This is a genomic window from Methanorbis furvi (genome assembly GCF_032714615.1).
In the GTDB taxonomy this organism is placed as follows: Archaea; Halobacteriota; Methanomicrobia; order Methanomicrobiales; family Methanocorpusculaceae; genus Methanocorpusculum; species Methanocorpusculum furvi.
Window position 1 is genome coordinate 140,916 of sequence record NZ_JAWDKA010000005.1, and the last position, 18,232, is coordinate 159,147.

At 46.0% G+C, this 18,232-nt stretch carries 22 protein-coding genes; 10 read left to right on the forward strand and 12 right to left on the reverse strand.

The genetic code is table 11. The features are described from left to right. The first annotated feature begins 32 nt into the window (after nucleotides 1-32). From McpAg1_RS05675 to McpAg1_RS05690, 4 genes are all read left to right on the forward strand, one after another. On the forward strand, nucleotides 33-269 hold the full coding sequence (locus McpAg1_RS05675) for a DUF5654 family protein (RefSeq protein ID WP_338094328.1): 237 nt from the start codon (nucleotides 33-35) through the stop codon (nucleotides 267-269). Nucleotides 270-373: 104 nt separating this feature from the next. Continuing rightward, nucleotides 374-1,321 (forward strand): DUF475 domain-containing protein, encoded by a 948-nt coding sequence (locus McpAg1_RS05680; RefSeq protein ID WP_338094329.1) that lies wholly within the window; start codon nucleotides 374-376, stop codon nucleotides 1,319-1,321. 42 nt (nucleotides 1,322-1,363) lie between these two features. Continuing rightward, nucleotides 1,364-2,137 carry a nitrilase-related carbon-nitrogen hydrolase gene (locus McpAg1_RS05685; RefSeq protein WP_338094330.1) on the forward strand — a complete coding sequence of 258 codons (774 nt, stop codon included), beginning with the start codon at nucleotides 1,364-1,366 and terminating at the stop codon, nucleotides 2,135-2,137. A gap of 149 nt (nucleotides 2,138-2,286) precedes the next feature. Next, complete coding sequence (locus McpAg1_RS05690; RefSeq protein WP_338094331.1) at nucleotides 2,287-3,198, forward strand: glycosyltransferase family 92 protein; 912 nt, start codon at nucleotides 2,287-2,289, stop codon at nucleotides 3,196-3,198. Between the two features lie 21 nt (nucleotides 3,199-3,219). Here the strand turns inward: McpAg1_RS05690 and McpAg1_RS05695 are convergent, their stop codons facing one another. From McpAg1_RS05695 to McpAg1_RS05715, 5 genes are all read right to left on the reverse strand, one after another. Next, a complete protein-coding gene (locus tag McpAg1_RS05695) occupies nucleotides 3,220-4,245 on the reverse strand; it encodes a glycosyltransferase family 2 protein (RefSeq protein ID WP_338094332.1) in 1,026 nt (341 codons plus the stop codon). Between the two features lie 66 nt (nucleotides 4,246-4,311). Next, the gene (locus McpAg1_RS05700) at nucleotides 4,312-5,298 is read right to left on the reverse strand and encodes a glycosyltransferase family A protein (RefSeq protein ID WP_338094333.1); all 987 of its coding nucleotides are present in this window, start codon (nucleotides 5,296-5,298) and stop codon (nucleotides 4,312-4,314) included. Between the two features lie 890 nt (nucleotides 5,299-6,188). Then, nucleotides 6,189-6,611, reverse strand: a complete 423-nt coding sequence (locus McpAg1_RS05705) for a TIGR00180 family glycosyltransferase (protein WP_338094334.1) — start codon at nucleotides 6,609-6,611, stop codon at nucleotides 6,189-6,191. Beyond that, on the reverse strand, nucleotides 6,601-7,359 hold the full coding sequence (locus McpAg1_RS05710; protein ID WP_338094335.1) for an NAD-dependent epimerase/dehydratase family protein: 759 nt from the start codon (nucleotides 7,357-7,359) through the stop codon (nucleotides 6,601-6,603). Before McpAg1_RS05710 ends, McpAg1_RS05705 begins: the two co-directional genes overlap by 11 nt. Continuing rightward, nucleotides 7,356-7,712, reverse strand: coding sequence for a dTDP-4-dehydrorhamnose 3,5-epimerase family protein (locus McpAg1_RS05715; protein WP_338094336.1), 357 nt, complete (start codon nucleotides 7,710-7,712; stop codon nucleotides 7,356-7,358). Before McpAg1_RS05715 ends, McpAg1_RS05710 begins: the two co-directional genes overlap by 4 nt. Between McpAg1_RS05715 and McpAg1_RS05720 the strand changes: the two genes are divergently transcribed. From McpAg1_RS05720 to McpAg1_RS05730, 3 genes are all read left to right on the forward strand, one after another. Further along, nucleotides 7,699-7,851, forward strand: a complete 153-nt coding sequence (locus McpAg1_RS05720; RefSeq protein ID WP_338094337.1) for a hypothetical protein — start codon at nucleotides 7,699-7,701, stop codon at nucleotides 7,849-7,851. The two genes, McpAg1_RS05715 and McpAg1_RS05720, sit on opposite strands and share 14 nt — an antisense overlap. 55 nt (nucleotides 7,852-7,906) lie before the next feature. Further along, a complete protein-coding gene (locus tag McpAg1_RS05725) occupies nucleotides 7,907-9,379 on the forward strand; it encodes a flippase (RefSeq protein WP_338094338.1) in 1,473 nt (490 codons plus the stop codon). 448 nt (nucleotides 9,380-9,827) lie between these two features. Then, complete coding sequence (locus tag McpAg1_RS05730; RefSeq protein WP_338094339.1) at nucleotides 9,828-10,640, forward strand: glycosyltransferase family 32 protein; 813 nt, start codon at nucleotides 9,828-9,830, stop codon at nucleotides 10,638-10,640. Between the two features lie 3 nt (nucleotides 10,641-10,643). On the opposite strand, the gene McpAg1_RS05735 is transcribed toward McpAg1_RS05730, so the two are convergent. Further along, nucleotides 10,644-10,874 (reverse strand): DUF3006 domain-containing protein, encoded by a 231-nt coding sequence (locus tag McpAg1_RS05735; RefSeq protein ID WP_338094340.1) that lies wholly within the window; start codon nucleotides 10,872-10,874, stop codon nucleotides 10,644-10,646. Beyond that, nucleotides 10,871-11,830: a ComEC/Rec2 family competence protein gene (locus McpAg1_RS05740; RefSeq protein WP_338094341.1), complete on the reverse strand. Its 960-nt coding sequence runs from the start codon at nucleotides 11,828-11,830 to the stop codon at nucleotides 10,871-10,873. The genes McpAg1_RS05735 and McpAg1_RS05740 overlap by 4 nt, the downstream gene beginning before the upstream one ends. 128 nt (nucleotides 11,831-11,958) lie before the next feature. On the opposite strand from McpAg1_RS05740, the gene McpAg1_RS05745 reads away from it, so the two are divergent. The 3 genes from McpAg1_RS05745 to McpAg1_RS05755 are packed head-to-tail and all read left to right on the forward strand — an operon-like array spanning nucleotide 11,959 to nucleotide 14,576. Next, nucleotides 11,959-12,717 (forward strand): metal-dependent hydrolase, encoded by a 759-nt coding sequence (locus tag McpAg1_RS05745; RefSeq protein ID WP_338094342.1) that lies wholly within the window; start codon nucleotides 11,959-11,961, stop codon nucleotides 12,715-12,717. A 33-nt stretch (nucleotides 12,718-12,750) separates the two neighbouring features. Continuing rightward, a complete protein-coding gene (gene thrC / locus McpAg1_RS05750; protein WP_338094343.1) occupies nucleotides 12,751-13,950 on the forward strand; it encodes a threonine synthase in 1,200 nt (399 codons plus the stop codon). Continuing rightward, entirely contained in the window at nucleotides 13,893-14,576 is a 684-nt protein-coding gene (locus McpAg1_RS05755) for a DUF5803 family protein (protein WP_338094344.1), read from the forward strand. Before thrC ends, McpAg1_RS05755 begins: the two co-directional genes overlap by 58 nt. Before the next feature lie 94 nt (nucleotides 14,577-14,670). Here McpAg1_RS05755 and McpAg1_RS05760 read toward each other — a convergent pair whose 3' ends face one another. From McpAg1_RS05760 to McpAg1_RS05780, 5 genes are read right to left on the reverse strand one after another with little or no spacing between them, the layout of a single operon-like run. Further along, complete coding sequence (locus tag McpAg1_RS05760; protein ID WP_338094345.1) at nucleotides 14,671-15,306, reverse strand: YIP1 family protein; 636 nt, start codon at nucleotides 15,304-15,306, stop codon at nucleotides 14,671-14,673. 49 nt (nucleotides 15,307-15,355) lie between these two features. Next, the gene (locus tag McpAg1_RS05765) at nucleotides 15,356-16,246 is read right to left on the reverse strand and encodes a thiamine pyrophosphate-dependent enzyme (RefSeq protein WP_338094346.1); all 891 of its coding nucleotides are present in this window, start codon (nucleotides 16,244-16,246) and stop codon (nucleotides 15,356-15,358) included. Next, the gene (locus McpAg1_RS05770) at nucleotides 16,247-17,404 is read right to left on the reverse strand and encodes a transketolase C-terminal domain-containing protein (protein ID WP_338094347.1); all 1,158 of its coding nucleotides are present in this window, start codon (nucleotides 17,402-17,404) and stop codon (nucleotides 16,247-16,249) included. It lies immediately after the preceding gene. Then, entirely contained in the window at nucleotides 17,405-17,671 is a 267-nt protein-coding gene (locus McpAg1_RS05775; protein WP_338094348.1) for a 4Fe-4S binding protein, read from the reverse strand. After that, complete coding sequence (locus McpAg1_RS05780; RefSeq protein ID WP_338094349.1) at nucleotides 17,671-18,216, reverse strand: pyruvate ferredoxin oxidoreductase subunit gamma; 546 nt, start codon at nucleotides 18,214-18,216, stop codon at nucleotides 17,671-17,673. Before McpAg1_RS05780 ends, McpAg1_RS05775 begins: the two co-directional genes overlap by 1 nt. Nucleotides 18,217-18,232: the final 16 nt, after the last annotated feature.

An 18,232-nucleotide genomic window follows, 5' to 3' on the forward strand; every position in this document is an offset into this window, starting at 1 on the left:
AATTTATATCTGATAGTTGCCAATAGACCCGCATGTCAGTTTCCATTGATGTAATTGATAAACTTGCGGCACTGATCACCGCAGCGTTTGGTCTTGTGGCAGCACTTGCCTGGAACTCAGCAATTCAGACTATCTTCACGGAAATTTTCGGAAGTCAGAGTAGCATTCCGGCGATGCTCGGGTATGCGGTTTTCGTGACGATTATTGCGGTGGTCTTCACCCTCTGGATTGGATATGTGTCCAACAAAGCAAAAGAAAAGATCAATTAATCTGTGGTCTGTGGGCCAACCATTTTTTTCAGTCCAAGAGAGAAGATTTATTATTCCTGCTTTGAATATGTGTAGTTAGCGCGTAACAACGCGTTGTAGTTTGAATGGAACTTCTTTACGCTCTTGTTGTAATCATAGGGCTGTTCATCTTTGAATCGATCGCAAGTATCGATAATGCGATCATCAATGCTGACATTTTGGCCACTATGAAGGAGAAGGCCAGACGCTGGTTCCTTGTATGGGGAATTCTTCTGTCGGTTTTTCTTGTCCGCGGTATTTTGCCGTGGCTGATCTTATGGGCTGCGAATCCGTCTCTTGGACCGATCGGTGCTCTTACGGTAACTTTTACGGATGATGATGCGGCTATGGCCGCAATGGAGAGCACTGCTCCTTATCTTTTGATGTTTGGAGGTATGTTCATGGTGTTTCTTTTCTGCCACTGGCTATTTGCAGAGAAGAAGGACTGTATTATGCCCGGCGAGCGGTTCCTGACAAATCAGGCTCCTTGGTTTTATGCGGTTGTTTCCGTGATCCTGCTGGCGGTTGTCTGGGCAACGCTTGAGAGTGATCCTCTGCTTGCGTTTGCAGCGGTTGCCGGCTCAACACTGTTCTTTTTGGTTCAGGGTTTCCGTTTGTCTGCTGATATAAAATCTGCCGAGCTTGGTCATAGTGAAAAATCTGATTCTGCGAAACTGATGCTGCTTCTTGTGATCGACAGTACGTTTTCGATTGACGGAGTTATTGGCGCGTTCGCATTTACGTTTTCGGTTCCACTGATCTTTATCGGATGCGGTCTTGGTGCGATTGTGGTCCGCGAGCTGACGATTAAGTACATCGATACGATTCGTCGTTATGTGTACCTGAAAAATGGTGCGATGTACTCGGTTCTGGTGCTGAGTTTGATCATGGTTGCTGAAGGTTTCGGCATCCATCTCCCTCCATGGCTTGCTCCGGTTTCTATGATTGTGATCGTCTCTGTGTTCCTGTATATTTCGGTGCTCCGCATTCGTCGCGGTCAGGTTCCGGTCTGCCCGACGCCTGTTGTGCGATAATTTCATCACAATCTTTTTTTCGTTTGGTTGCGAAGAGTCAGTATGCGAGTTTACTGCGCTCAGGCCACGCAGGTGTGGAATGATCCTACGATAATGTTTGCGCGGGCCAGAGAGGCTGTTTTGCGGGCTGTGGATGATGGTGCAGAGATGGTGGTGTTTTCCGAACAGTTTGCAACCGGGTGGAGAACATCAGAGGAGTCATCAGAAGTGTCAGGCGATGTGGTGAAGAGTCAGTGGCTGGATCTTGCGCGCGAGTTCGGGGTTGTAGTTGTAGGGTCGTATGCGCGGGATGTGTTACACTCCCTTCCACAGAATGTGATGCTGGTTGCAGGGCCTCATGGTGAGGTTCTTGCTGAGTATGCGAAGCTGCATCTGTTTACTCCGTGCGGGGAGGATAGAAGATATTCATCAGGTGATGTGCCTGTTACTTTTTCGTATGGGGGAGTGAAGTTCGGGTGCGCGGTATGTTTTGATCTCAGGTTCCCGGAGCTGTTCCGCGCGTACTTGAAAGAAGGATGTGAATGTGTGATTGTGCAGGCAGCTTGGCCTGCTGCGCGCGTTGCTGACTGGGAGCTTTTGCTTCGCGCGCGCGCTCTGGAGAATCGGGGGTATGTTGTTGGAGCGGGATGTCTTGGGTATGATGCCGTGTCTGGTACGGATTATTCTGGTTGCGGGATGATTTGTGATTATGAGGGGCGTGTGCGCGCGGATGCCGGGGTGTTTGAGGGGGGCTGCTGTTGTAGTGTGGATGTGGAAGGGGTAAGGGAGTGGCGGGAGAGGTGGGGGATAGATAGTTTTTTTGTTTTTGTTGGATAAAGTTGATATTCTTTCCCGCTCATGAATGTATATTAACATTCATTGTGGGGTTAGGATGTACATGACTCGTAATATAGTATATTCGGATTTTTGTAGTCTATACTCTCTGATAGTATTGTCTTCTAATTAATTGGGTGAAAACGCAATTCATGAAATCTCCTTGGTATATTTGTGTAAAAAATGGATTTTCTCGCATTTATGCGTGTTCTCATTATCTATGTTTTTCTGTGAGAAATTTTTTTAAGTTTGGGAAACGGAAATATCGTGATTATCTCTCCATTGTGGCAGTTATTAAAGATGAAGCACCATATCTACGTGAATGGATTGAATTTCACAAACTTATTGGTGTCGACAAATTTTACTTGTATGATGCAGCAACTGATAACACGAAAGAGATACTTGCTCCATATATTAACTCCGGTGAGGTTGTCTATAGAATAATGCCTGGAAAATCTGTTCAAATTCCTGCATATAATGATGCAATTTGCAAATATCGATCTCTGACACGATGGCTTGCTGTTGTTGATGCTGATGAGTTTATTGTTCCCGTTGGTCAGTTTGATACTGTTACCGATTTTCTTAAAAATTATGAAGATTATCCTGCAGTTGGAGTTAATTGGATTATGTATGATTCAAATGGGCATGTCACCAAACCTGATGGATTGGTTATAAAAAATTATACCCGTGTTCATGCTGATGACAATCATAAGGACAATCATCTTATAAAATCTATTGTGGATCCCTGTAGAGTCATGTGGTGTGGCCAACCACATTATTGTCACTATTCCTGGTTGAGTCATCGAAGAAAGGCAGTCACAGAAAACTATAATGAAATTAATATGGGGTCATATTCAGAGTATAATTCTGTCTGTAAGATTCGTATTTGTCATTATTATTCGAAATCAAAAGAGGAATTTGAAAAGAAATGTAAACGCGGAATGGCAGACTCTAACCAGTATCGGACAGTTAGTGAGGAGCAATATAATTATTCTGAAACAAAACAGGATTACACTATGATGAAATATGTTGAGAGAATGGAGGAAATTCTACTCACAAAATAATGGGGTACAAATATATTCTAATCAATTCCCCAGTTTTTTCCCCATAGGCGTGAGATTTTTCATCCATCTTGCTGTGAATTTTGCAAGATGATAAAATGCCCACTTTGAGATTCTGAAGCAGATTACAGATAGTTGATAGAGATATTTGTCGTGTTTGTGGAGCATTGGCAAATCAGAGATATTTTGTTTTATGATTTCATGTTTGAATTCAGGATAGTCATAGAGAAGAACACTGGTGTAAATAAGTTCTCGTTTCATCATGGCAAGATAGTCTTCAGAATATATTGGATCTGTTTTCTGGAAATAATTGATGACATCATTCCGTGATTTTTCGTATCGCATCCACCAATTCTCTGGGGTTACTGTGTGTGTGATAGAAGTTTCATGCATGATAAAGAGGTATAATTTTTTATCGCTTCTTCCTATTTTTTCTGAGTTTGCAATGAGTTTGTGTGCATAAACCACGTCATCACCGAAGGAGTAATTGGGAAAGCTGATATCATTATCAATGAGGTACTGCCGTTTTGCAAGGAACAACCAAGGAACGTTTGCGATCTTTTTCCAGAGCAACATATAGAGTGCTTCTTCTCTTTGAAGCAGATTGTAGGTGGTTGGTGAGTTCTCTACAATTTGCCACCCCTCATCGATAGTACTCTCGAATACTTTGACATAATCACAGCAAACGACATTTAAGCCTGGATGAGTCTGGAAGATGGTGATCATAGTTCGGAGATATTCTGGATGGATCTCATCGTCTGCATCAACGAAGATTACGTATTCTCCTTTTGCGAGCTGGAAACCACGATTTCGTGCTGTTCCTGAACTTGTGTCTTTTCCAATGTCAATGGTCAAAGGATGGATTTCATTGATTTTTTGGAGAAGGGAGAGAGTGTTGTCTGTAGATTTTTCGTCATAGGCAATGATGATCTCAAAGTTATGGTAGGTTTGAGCAAAGAGATTATTGAGCGTTGTTTCAATAAATTTTGCCGCGTTATATGCGGGGATGATAATACTAATTTTTCCTAGGGATTTTTCTGAGGTTTCCATTATTATCTTATTTATCGACGTATTTGTAATAATATCACCGATATCATTTTTACGTATATTCTGGGTTTATATTTTTTTCATATAACGAATTGATCGATAATAGAGGTATTTTGAGATATTAAACACTATTACTGACATTTTTCCAGATATGCTATCTCCACCCCTGTAGAATGATAAGTGTGATACATCGTATTGATGCAACACAGTAAGATATGTTTTGTAATCGTAAGAACAAGCAGATCCGGCGGCTACCAATCGTTGATCTCTATATAATATCTCTTTTGCTGCATTTTGAGGTAGATTCTGTGAGAGTTTTGCAAGTTCATTTCTTGATATTTGTGATTCTTTCCACCATTTGTCGAATTTAGAGGTGGTAAGTGATTCTGCATGTTTAAGGTAAAGATATACGATTTTTGTGGAGTATCCTATTTTTTCAGCATGCATAAACAAATTTAAGGTAAATACCAAGTCTTCTCGAACAGTACAGTCGGGTAATTTGAGATTATTGTCAATAAGAAATGCACGTCTTATCATATGCGCCCAAATTCCCCATGGAAGGATATCGAATATTTTTAACATTATGGCGTCATCCTTCTGATAGAGAATAATCTCTGTGGGTGAGTTTTTTGCTTTTTGCAGTCCGTATGGTATTTTTGTATCATGAATAAAGAGGGTACCACAACAGACTACATCGAGTTCTGGGTGCGCCTCGAATACGGTCAGCATTGATTCAAGATAGTCTGGAAGAATTCTATCGTCTGAATCCACAAAGACTATGTACTCACCCTTAGCAAGTGATATTCCTCTATTTCGTGCAGCTCCAGTACTTGAGTCATTTCCAATGTCGATGTTTATGGGGTGATTTTTACTGATTTTTTGGAGGAGGGCTAGAGTGTTGTCAGTCGACTTTTCATCGTAGGCAATAATGATCTCAAAGTTCTGATATGTTTGGGCGAAGAGATCATTTAATGTAGTTTCAATGTAATTTATCCCATTGTATATTGGGATGATGATGCTGACGAGGCTCTTGGATTCTGCAGATACTGTACTCATAATCACGGGTTTATTTTGAACTAAGTTATCATATTTGTTTGTTTCGAATTACTTTCCTTGTAATGATATTTTCAGTGTTGTGTCCTTGTATCTCCAACTGGTATTTATTATCTTAAACATTTTTGGATAATTTTCGACTATTGCTCGTTGGATTATCCTTAGCTCATCTGTATTGCTATTATATTCTATCATTCTATTTTTTCTCCGAATGGCAGTAAGTTTTTTTTAATAAGAAAAATCATTTTTTTTTCTGGAATTATGTTGTATAATAATGATATAAATGATGTCTCGTCGTATAATCGCACGAAAAATTTGTCCAGAGATAAACCGCAATGTGTTAGCAAATTATAACGTACTTCATTACTAACAAATGCCTCTGCAATTTCCAATGCTATGTTCTCATCTGTTAGTGCTTTATTATCATTTTTTTGTATGACTCTGCATATCTTCTCCCGTTCTTTTTACCAATATATGCATAATCCGTTCTGTTTGGATAATATGTAGTACTGCTTTCTGAACTGGACCTTCTATTTGTATGGGGTGAAATAATGTCAATAGACATATACTGTGAAAATCACGTACTACAGATTCCCTATTTTCATCAAAGTGATACTTTCCATAGATATGCCCTACACCTGAAAGGTACAACTCCCCATATCGAATATCTGTAATCCCATTTTCCAACATGCACATATACATGTGTTATGAGATATTGGTCCGAATTAGTTCTAATAAGAGAATATGTAGCCATGCATCTGGAAATGTGTGGGAAAATCTGACAAAGCTACTTACGTCGCTCTTATTTTTTGGTTGGTAGTAATCGGTGGTAAATGTGATTTTTTGAAATTCAAGATCATTTTTTCTGCAAAACATCGTTTTCTAAATGTTGTTTATATGTAATCTTCATGTTCATCCAAGAATATAATAGCTTTTATCTGTGATGTTGGTACTTTAACGTCTCTATCAGTGCATATCTGCGAGTATTCCGTCTCCATATGTTGCACCGCATCTCTCCATTTCCGATAAATATCTCCACCGTATTTTTCCGTTTCCGGCTCGCACTCCAGATGCCGCACATTTGCCTCAAATTTCTCACGAATCTTCGCAACTGTCTCCCGATTCATAACCATTTTCTCTTCTGGAGATGAATTCGCCACAATGATCTCTCCGAATGGGAAATGGGCATGATACCACAAACATCGCGAAAGATAGTAATTTCGATTGTAAGTCGGAATAACCAGTGTCAGTTTCTTTAACAAAGATAAATCCTTATCTGCATAATACTCATCAACAAAATCCATCTCACGCATCATCAATCACCTCATGTAACCGTAAAGCATCTCCCCAAAATGCCACACTCTCATATGCGGGGTACCCATACACTCCAAACTTCAGGGAGATTTTCGCATCCAACTCAGCACCCCGTCTCTCAACAGGCCGCCTCACTGACACGCACTTCCCCGAACAATAGTTTACTATGCCGGAAACATCCGATTGCAAAGCAATCCTACAGATATATTCTGCTATTTTTTCCACCGGCAGATAATCTCTCAGTTGTTCCCCACCCGACATCGGAAACTCTGTATCGCCACGGGCAATCGCCGCATCGATTTGTGGAAACAATGACTTCGGATTCTGTCCCTCGCTGTACAAAAAGAACAGCCGTACCCAGTTCCATGAAAAGCCATACTCTTCAGCAAGGAACAAAAGATATCGCCGCAGTGTATCTTTTGCAATTCCGTATACAGTCGTCGGATTTGTCAGCATATCTTCTGACAGACAGCCGTTTACCACTCCATACTCATAGCACGTACCAGCCACAATGATTTTTGTCTTTCCATACTCTGCAAATGATGGCAGAAATCGCATCTCGACAGGAAGATTTTCCTCCTCTGAATAATAATCAGCCGCGACAAACTTCACCGAATCATACCATGAAAACTTCTTTGCCTTTTTTTCAGACGTTCCCGTTGTGATTACGCCATAATCGTGATTCACCAACCACTGTACTACATGATGCCCGATAAAACCGGTCGCGCCAGTAACAAGGATCTTCGTCATGCCTTCTCCTGATACATTGATACATCCAGTCCAGAAAACTCCGGTGTAATCAACGGATGCTTCCTATCCTTCTCTGAAATATCACTCACTTCAAGTGGCCAAAAAATACAGAGCGCTGGATCATCGAACCGCAGTCCCCTTTCGCTCTCCGGCGAGTAAAACTCTGTTACCAGATACATGATCTCACAGTCCTTCTCAAGCGACTGAAAATCGTGGACGAATCCTTCTGGAATCACGAACAATTTCATATTCTCTGCTGAGAGTTCCACGCCATAATGCTCGAGAAATGTCGGAGAATCTTTTCTGATGTCCACAACAACATCCTGAATTTCTCCACGAATGCAGCGTACCACCTTCATCTCCGCATATGGCGAGGCAGGTGTTCAGCTCTTCTCAGAATGGATGCAGCTTGTTGACGATCCGGTATCCCAGATCAAATCCATCGACAAACATGGAAAATGGGTAGTCATCACCAAGGAAAAACCAGAGTGAAATTTCTCCCAACTCTTTCTTAACCCCAAAGCACCAACAGTAATCCAGCAAAAAGATGCCGTCCGCAATCATTTCCCGCATCTCCAATATTCCACCCATTCAGCGTCAGAGCATGATTCAGCTTGGTGTAACCATAGCGATAACGCTCCTTGGATTTCTCTCAACCATGCTCTTCACCCATCTTCTTGGAAAAGATCTGATGGGTGTCTATTTCCTCTTCCTCGCATATTTCGGCATCTTCAATATGATCGGTGACGGTGGTTTTGGCAGTGCCGCAGTCAAACGAATCTCCGAAGGAAAAGATCAGAACGAGTACATTACAGCATATGCGACGCTTCGACTTCTGTTAATTATTGTGTCAACTCTCCTTCTTCTTGTGATCGGCCCGTACTTTGTGGACCTCGAAGGCTACAATATGATTCTCTGGATTATCGCAGCTCTTGTTGCGGCATTCTTCAGTCATACTATCACTTACGGCGTATACTCTCTTGGTCATGTAGGCATCTTTAATCTCTCTGCAGGAATATCTGAACTCTCTCGAATCGGTATACAGGTGGTAGCCGTTCTCTTAGGATACTCTGTTGCCGGACTTTTCGGCGGTTTCGTCATCGGTATGATCTTGTCAGGCATCATCTGTATCAGATACTTCAAATTCAAACTTGCCCGTTTTGGTTTCCGTCATCTGCAGAGTCTTCTCAGTTACTCAATGTGGGCATTTCTGATTGCATCAGGTTCAGTAGTGCTCACCTACACCGATACTATCTTCATCGGTTACTTCATGACCAACGGCGATGTTGGTGTTTACCGCGTTGCACTCCAACTCACTACAATAGGTACCTTCATCACTGCCGCGATTGCCGGCACACTTACGCCAAAGTTCAGCAACTGGAGTGCCAAAGGCGATCTCACTCAGATTCCGGGAATCCTCACAAGAAGCATCACCTATGGCCTTTTGCTCGCAGTACCCACAGCCGCCGGAGGCGTTCTCCTTTCCGAACGACTGCTTTATTTCTTCTACGGCGCCGACTTTGCTGTTGGTGGGACGGCATGCTCCATTCTGCTTTTCCTTCAGATCGTCAACGTCTTCATGGTATTCTTTGGAACAACCCTCAGTGCTATCGACCATGCCCGTCAGTCCTTCTACGCAACCGCTTCAGCTGCGTTGCTCAACATTGTTCTCAACATTGCCTTGATTCCCCTCATTGGCATCGAAGGAGCAGCTGTCGCCTCGCTTATTAGCATTATTCTCAATGCTGTCCTTCTCAGACACTTCCTCAAACACTACGTTCCTATCCATGTCGAGGCAAAACCGATTCTCCACATCATCGTAAGTGCTCTTCTGATGGCAGCATTCATCTTCATCTACAAACAGTTCGTTCCGTTAACCAACGTTTTCCTTGTGCTCATTCCTGTCGCTGTTGGAGCAGTCATCTACTTTGTTGTCCTCTTCAAACTTGACAAAGAACTCCACGACGAGATTACGGGTCTTGTAAAACAGTTCGGCATTCCCTGGCCAAGGTGGTTGTGATGAGTCACAGCCGTAAAAATACCTTCATTTCTCAATATTTTGCTAAAATTCCTATTCATTCACCCATCTACAAGATAGATACACCTGTTGGTAAAACATCGCTCAACTGCCGAAATATCCGTTTCACGAAGCTCGACTCGCAAAAATAGTACTCTACCACACCATACTGCATTTCCGGATGACGTACCTACTTCCAAGATTCAAATGGTTACTCACATTCACTTCTTCACAACTCAATCGAAATATAATACTTGTGATACGCCTTTATTCACATTTCTTCTGAATTTCTGTAGATGACGCACCATACGATCTTCATACATACATTTCTGGGGTCTCCATCCATGTTCTGAAAAATATCTGTGTTTTTTGTTCTATCGCGGGCGATTTTATCTCTATTTTATTATGCCTATATTTATTTTATTTGAAAGCGTACGGTAATGTTAGATATATGGTTCATACCACTGAGCAGAATAGGACCTCAATACCTAAGATAATTCATCACACTTGGTTTGGAAAGGACCCTTATCCTTCCATTGTCAGAAAATGTATTTTCAGTTGGAAAAAATATCTACCTGATTATGAAATTATTCTCTGGACTGCCGACAATTTTGACATGGATATTTGTCCTTGGATTCGAGAAGCTTATGATGCAAAAAAATATGCCTTTGTTGCTGATTATGCCCGTTTTTATTTGCTTGCTGAATATGGTGGGTTATATCTGGATGCCGATGTGGAAATTTTGAAATGTCTGGATCCTTTGTTGAATCAAAGGGGTTTTGTTGGACGCCTTTCCTCCCCTCTCACATATGAATCGTTAGGGGGTGCTGTGATTGGGTCGGAAAAAGGACATCCTATTTTTTGGGAACTTGCGGATGAGTACAATGCACTCACCTTTGTTTCTGAGACGAAAACTCTCAATACTTTTATTACTGAATCTTTTGTGATGTGCAATGTTTTTTCCCGTCATGGACTTGTCCGATCGAACTGTCTGCAATCAATAGAGGGTATTACAATCTATCCTTACGAATATTTTCCATGGACTACTGCCCCCGGAATTTTTCAGCCGCTCAACTCAGCATATACGCTTCATCACCCATATGGTTCCTGGCTCAATGACAAAACGGGTTTTTCAAAACTTTTCCTGAAAGGAAATCGTATTGCCAATCATCATTACATATTTCTGAGCAAAATTCTTAGGAATACCATTGGTGAGAAAAATGGAATGCGTCTGATACAATACTATCAAAAACTGCAAAAATAACTTTTATCTCCCCATCAGCTTCTCATGCAACTCCGCTACCCGCCGCCGTGCCTCTTCAGTCATCTCAGGTTCAGCCTGAAACGAGATCGACAGAATATCACCGACAGCTACGCCCTCCGGCAACATCGAAAGAGGAACGACCGCAAACGGTCGTTCCTCTTCCGGCAGCCGGAGAAGAAGCGATGCCTTCTCCCCCTCTATTGCATCAACCGTTATCAGCAGCCTCTCACTCATGCTGCTGCCTGATTTGGTACAATCACATTCTCGTAGACATGGGCTTTTCGCGTAACCACAGAGTACACATTTCCGTCTGTCGTCACAACTATATCCCCGTCCATATCGGTCCGATAAATGTGTTTCGTCATCTGCACAAACCGCTCAAGAGGCTCTTTGTGCGGATGCCCGTACTCATTGCCCTCGCCAAGGCTGATAACAATTACCGCAGGACTCACCGCGTTCAGGAATTTCTGCGTGGAAGACGTCGAACTTCCGTGATGACCTGCCTTCAGAATATCTGCATTCAGATCCTCTCCTGCCGCAAACATTGCCTCCTCAGCCTTCTTCTCCGCATCTCCTGTTAAAAGGTAGGACACATTCTGATAGACTGCCTTGATCACAACCGAGTTCTCGTTGATGTCAGGGTTTTTGCCTGACATGATCAGATCTTTTTGCGGCGACAAAACCTCAAGTGTCACACCCTGCCAGGGCGAAGAGATCACATCCCCTGCCGCAACCACACGGTAGGGAATTTTCTGATCCAGAATATGGGTCATCAGTTTTTCATAGGTCGCCGAAGTGTGGACAACTCCGTTGTCATAGACCGTGCCCACATCGTACTTTTTCAGCACATCAAGCGCGCTGCCGATGTGATCATAATCCTGATGCGTCAGCAGCAGGAACTCAAGTCTTGTCACATTCAGCGAGTCAAGATATGCGAAAAGTTTGTCGCGCGCTTCCCTCTCTGAAGGTTTCATCGTCTCGCCCGCATCAACCAGTGCGAACTTTCCGTCTTTGGACAGAAGAATCGCATCAGCCTGTCCCACATCGATCACATGCATCGAAAACGCGTGCTCATCCGTGATGAGAGGCGCGAGGGGGGACGAGGCCGGGCTTATCATGCCGCCGCCAAAGATCACAACACAGACGGCAGCAGCAATCACCACCACTGCTGCTGCAATCTGCTTTGACATATTCTTTGATTTCTTCTTGTGTGACGAAGATGTTCGTCCTGATTTTTTCGCAGCCATAATTGGTATTCTATTTCTCTGCTGAACAGATAACCATTGATTATTTTCTCTGGACATCCAATACATACCCCGTGAAAGGCTCAACTCATATAATGCTCAGCCTCCTGACCGGTCTTGTCATTCTCGCTCCGATCGCGGGAATAATTGACTGGGTATGGTCGATTGTTATTCTGCTTGGTATCTTCTTTGGATCAATCGCGCCGGACGTGGACAAAGGCCGCGACTCAGCAATCTTCCACTCGGCAATTCCGGGAGCAAAAGGACGGCGGTTTTTCCTGACTCCGGTTATTGGCTACTTCCTCTACATCTTCTGCTACAAACCACTCTCGATGGTTTTTGTCGGCATCTTCGGTCAGAAAATTCTCCCAAAACAGGGACACCGTGAACTCCCGCACTCGCCGATCGGTATCATCTGCATCTCAGCACTTCTGACATTCTGGATCTGGTTATTCTGTTTTGTGCTGTCATTTATTCCGTATCTCGAATTCCTGCGCGACAACCCTCTTATCTGGATATTCGGCGCGGCGTTTCTGCTTGGATGTTTCCTGCATCTGCTGGAGGATACCTGTGACAACTCAGGCATTCATTATCTCTATCCGTTTTCGTTCCGTCGCGTCCGGGGTACGGTTGCCAGTGACGGCAGTGACGTCAGGCCGAAGCTTTACTCCGTGATTTTACTGGTGGTTGCCGTTGTGTTGTTTTTCGGATTCCTGCTCAGCAAAATTGATGCATCGTATGCGTACTGGGCGGCATTTCTTGTGCCTGCTGCGCTCTGGATTGTGTTTCTGAAAATTTCCGGGGTGCCGGCAAAAAAAGTGGTATGGGAATAACATTCTAACCTTTCAGCACCAAATATTTACAGCATGTATCGCCTCGTCTGTGTTCACTGTGGTGCGGAGTATCCTCCGGACGCAATTGTGTACAACTGTGAGAAGTGCGGCCATCTTCTGGCCGTCAAATATGATCTCGATGAGATCACCATCACCCGCAAAGAACTGAACCAGCGCCCGATCTCGGTCTGGAGATACAAAGAGTTCCTGCCGGTCAGAATTGAACCGGTCACCCTGCAGGAGGGAGGAACTCCCTTGTACCATCTGAAAAAGATCGGTGAAGAGCTGGGGCTGCCGAATCTGTATGCAAAGCACGAGGGTATGAATCCGTCCGGCTCCTTTAAGGACCGCGGCATGACACTCGGTGTTTCGATGGCAAAACAGCTCGGCAAGAATATTGTTGCCTGTGCTTCAACCGGCAACACGTCTGCATCGATGGCAGTGTATGCAGCAAAGGCAGGAATGCCGTCGGTCGTTCTGCTGCCTGCAGGCCACGTGGCTCTCGGCAAGGTTGCCCAGGCACTGATGCATGGAGCGAAAGTCATCTCGATTCGCGGAAACTTTGACCGCGCTCTTGAGATGGTGCACGAGCTCTGTGTCAGCCACGGCATCTATCTGTTAAACTCCATCAACCCGTACCGGCTTGAGGGTCAGAAGACGATCGGTTTTGAGGCGGTTGATCAGCTTGGCTGTGTGCCGGACAGAATTGTTCTGCCGGTCGGCAATGCAGGAAACATCTCCGCGGTCTACAAGGGTCTGTGCGAGTGGCGCGATGTCGGTTTCATCGACACGCTGCCAATGATGACGGCCATTCAGGCCGAAGGCGCAATGCCTGTCGTCAACGCGATCAAAGGCAATCTGCCTGAAGTTGTTGTGGAGCAGAATCCTGAGACGGTTGCGTCCGCAATTCGTATCGGTGCTCCGGTAAACGCAGAGAAGGCTCTGCGTGCTATCCGCGAGACAAAGGGAACCGCAGAGTCCGTGACCGATGCAGAGATTCTTGCGATGCAGCGTGACCTTGCGCGCTATGAGGGTATCGGTGTTGAGCCGGCATCCGCTGCATCCGTTGCAGGTATCCGCAAGCTTGCCGAGCAGGGCATGCTTGATCCCAGCGAGAAAATTGTCTGTGTGGTTACCGGCCACCTGTTGAAGGATCCGGAAACGGTGATTAAGCAATGCGCTCCGCCAATCGAGATCGACCCGACCATCGAAGCACTGCTCTCCGTGCTGTAACTGCAGTACTGCTGATAGCTGCGCTGCTGGTGCTGCCGGTGTCCGCAAACTCTGTGGTGTATGCGGTGTCTGAAGACGGCAGCACGCTCTTCGCAGAGGCCTCTCTGGTAAACCAGAGCGGCTATCTGCTGATGTCTCCCGGTTTTATCGGGGAAGGCGGAGAGCTGAAGGCGAACAATGTTACGCTGACTGCGGAGAATGGAACAGTAGTAAATACTACGAAGAAAAATTCGATGGAGCTTACGTTTCCCGAAGGAAATTATACGCTGACCTATGATGCTCCTATTGACGGGAACCTCATCTATGCGCAGTATCTGGTGCCGTTCAATACAACCGTTCTGCTGCCGCCTGAGTTTCATACGAATAATCTGATTCTCGGACCGGTCAGAGATGGCGGTGTGACCTATACCGGAGACGAGGCAGCCGCTCTTCTTGAAGAGATGAGTGTTGATTCTGCAAACTACGGGACGGTCGTGGTCTGGACAGAGTCCAAAGATGTGGAGATGCGGTTTTATCCGGTAAGCTATGATACATTCTTTCCGATCTTTGTCGTGGTCTGGTTAGTTATCTTCGGCATTGCCGGATACCGGTACTGGCGTCTGCGAAGAAAACCAATCTATCCATAATTTTTTTTTGTTTTTTTAGTCCACAGAATTTTCACAGTTCAGTGTTTTTTCGTGAACCGCTCACGATTAAAAATCTAAAAAAGTTGTTGGGAAATTATCGCTGCGGCCCCATGGATACCTGTATGCCGCCTGTCTGAAGATTGTTCATTGCTTCAAGGCTTGTGTAGGTTCCCCATGCGGTGAAGGCGATCATGAGAATGATTGGGATCAGAATTGCGGTGAAGACTGCTGAGACAGGTACGTCTCCTGCTGCGGCACATCCGTATGCCCAGATGGGCACGCACCATACAAGGATCACCAGATTCAGCACAAATCCCATCCAGCCGTCAAAAGTTCCTTTGGCCACGGCGTCAATGATCAGCGTGAGAATCGCTCCGACAAGGAGCGGCAGGGAGGCGTAACCTGTTGCGATCAGAAATGGTTTGAACCCGGATTTTGTATGGGCGATGAACTTGATGAACACAAAAAACACCAGTGCCACAATAATCCAGGAGATAAATGTCATCACAAACCCGCTGACCGCACCAATTCCCTGCATCATTCCGGCCATGTCGCCAAGACCGAGCATCTCGGCGGATGCCGCAGACTCCTGTGCACTCACCACTGCTACGACAACTGCGTAGATGGCGGTGAACAGCACCGGCAGTTTCAGAGAGCTGGTCTTGGAAGAATCCGCAAAGAACGTTTTGGGATCAAGAAGTAAAGCAAGCACATCTGTTGCGAACGTCATGGTCGTATATATTGACGCTCTTTGGATTAAGTATTCTGGGAAAAAAATATTATTCAATGTCAATGCCGTACTTCGCGGCATTGGCATCAGCGATCGCCTGAATTTTTGCGATCTCTGCATCGTTTCTTGTCGGCTTGAACAGGTGGCGGAACCGTTTCTGGGCCTTGAGATACTCATCGACCGGAACGCGCTTGACCTTCTTTACCGAAGTAAGTTTGCCGTCAACGATTTCGTAACATGGCCACAGTCCGCACTCGACCGCCATTCTGCCGATTTCCATCGTCTTCGCGCCGTCATATCCCCAGCCGGTACAGCAGGGAGCATGCACCTGAATGTAGCAGGGACCTTGCGTGTTCATCGCCTTCTCGACCTTTTTCATCAGGTCCATCGGGTATGCCATGGTCGCGGTCGCCACATAGGGTGATCCGTGGGCAACCAGAATCTGTGGAAGATCCTTTTTCGGCCGGTTGTTTCCGGTCGAGCAGACGCCGGACGGCGAGGTCGTCGTGTCCGCATCGTAGGGTGTTGCTCCGGAACGCTGAATACCTGTGTTCATGTAGGCTTCGTTGTCATAGCAGACATAGGTGAAGTCATGACCGCGCTCGAAAGCTCCTGAGATACAGAGCATACCGATATCAACCGTTGCCCCATCGCCGCCGATGACAAGCACCTTCTCCTTGCCGAGTCTTCCCTGCTTCTTCAGGGCAGCCTCAACACCTGATGCAACTGCTGATGCATTCTCAAAGAGCGAGTGAATCCACGGCGTCTTCCATGCAGTCTCAGGGTATGGAGTCGAAAACACCTCAAGACATCCCGTAGGACTGACAACGATCGTGTTTTCTCCGGCACCCTTCAGAATCATTCTGACCGCAGACGATGCCCCGCAGCCGCCGCAGGCGCGGTGACCGCAGTCGAAGTTTTCAATTGTACGATCTACCATTTATAACAACTCCTCGCGCAGTCCGTAGAACATATCGCCTGAACCTTTCTCGGCAAGCTCTACGATCTTCTTGATGTCTTTCTTGCGTACGTCGCGGCCGCCGAGACCAAGGACGTAGTCATAGATTGGAATGCCCAAGCCGTAGCAGGCATCCTTAACCTCAATTCCTACAGCTCCCTTTGCACCAAGACTGATGTTCTTGTCAAGCACTGCAACCGTCTTCACATGGGCAAGCGCTTTCGCAATGTCGGCTGCCGGGAACGGACGGAAGCAACGAATCTTTAACAGACCAACCTTCTTGCCTTCCGCACGCATCTCATCGATTGCGTCTTTGGTCGTTCCGCAGATCGAACCCATCGCAATGATCGCGACCTCGGCATCTTCGAGTCTGTAACCTTCGACAAGCTCGGAGTAGTCGCGGCCGAACTTTTCGCCGAACGCTTTTCCATGCTTGCGCAGGGCATCAGCCGCGCGGTGGACTGCCTGATCATGTTCGTAGCGGAACTCAAGATAGTACTCAGGCGTTGCATACATTCCAAACGAGATCGGATCTTTGACGTCAAGCTGCTGGTACGGATTGAAAGGACCGAGGAACTCATCAACCTCTTCCTGAGACGGAATGTCAACCGGCTCGAATACGTGCGAGAGGATAAATCCGTCAAAGCACACAAAGGCCGGAAGCAGAATGTCGTGGTCCTCACAGATCTTGTAAGCGAGGACGTGCAGATCAACTGCTTCCTGATTGTCCTCTGCGTAGAGCTGCAGCCAACCGGAGTCTCTCATCATGATGGAGTCCTGCTGATCGTTCCAGATGGACAGCGGTGCGGAGATTGCACGGTTGGCAATACCCATCACGATTGGCAGCCGCATTCCTGCGGAGTTGAAGACCACTTCAGCCATCAGGGCAAGTCCCTGTGAGGTTGTTGCTGAGTAGACTCTGCTGCCTGCAGCAGACGCTCCGATACATGCGGAGAGTGCGGAAAACTCAGACTCCACACAGATGTACTCTGCGTCAAGCCGTCCGTCGGCAACAATTGATGCGAGACCTTCGACGATATGGGTCTGCGGAGTGATCGGGTATGCGGAGATCACCTGCGGCCGGCAGAGACGAACGGTCTCTGCGACAGCAATGGATCCTTCCATCATCTGCAGGGGCATTTATTTTTCCTCCTTGTGCATGGTGATCGCTTTTGCTTTGTCAGGGCACTCTTCGGCACACATGCCGCAGCCTTTGCAGAAGTCAAGATCAATCTCATAACTTTTGTCAGGCAGCTGGTTGATGCATCCTTCCGGACAGATCAGCTGGCATGTTCCGCACTTGGTACACTTTTCCTTGTCAAGAATCGGGTAATAGACCCGCCATGAACCGGTTTTGTTGTTTCTTCCCTGACCGGGTCGTGCTGTACATCCTATTCCAAGCGGCATTAGACTGCTCCCTCCTTTACCATATTGTATGCCCGCTGTGCTGCGGCGAAGTTGGTTGCCGCAAGTTTTCCGGGGAACCTCTCTTCAATTGCATCTTTGAGTGCATCTAAGGTGATCTCACCGCTTGCTGCGGCGAATGCTCCCATCAGCGTAGTATTGGTGATGGGGAGGCCGATCTCTTCGAGAGCAATCGCTGTTGCGTCGATGACAATCAGTCTGACACCTGATGGAAGGTTGTAGTTTCCTTTCTTTTCGGTGTTGATGATTGCAATCCCACCTTCCGACATTCCCGCAAATACGTTGACGTCGTGAATTAAGGTGCTGTCCTGTACAATTATATAATCCGGCTCGTAGATCTGGCTTCTCAGTCTGATCTTCTCGTTGCTGAACCGTACGAATGCCTGGACGGGTGCGCCGCGGCGTTCGACACCGAATGCCGGAAACGCCTGGGCGTACACTCCACCTGTGAAGGCTGCGGTAGCAATAAGTTCCGCAGCCGTGACGGATCCCTGTCCGCCTCTACCATGGATGCGTAGCTCTCTCACGTGAATAACCAGTATA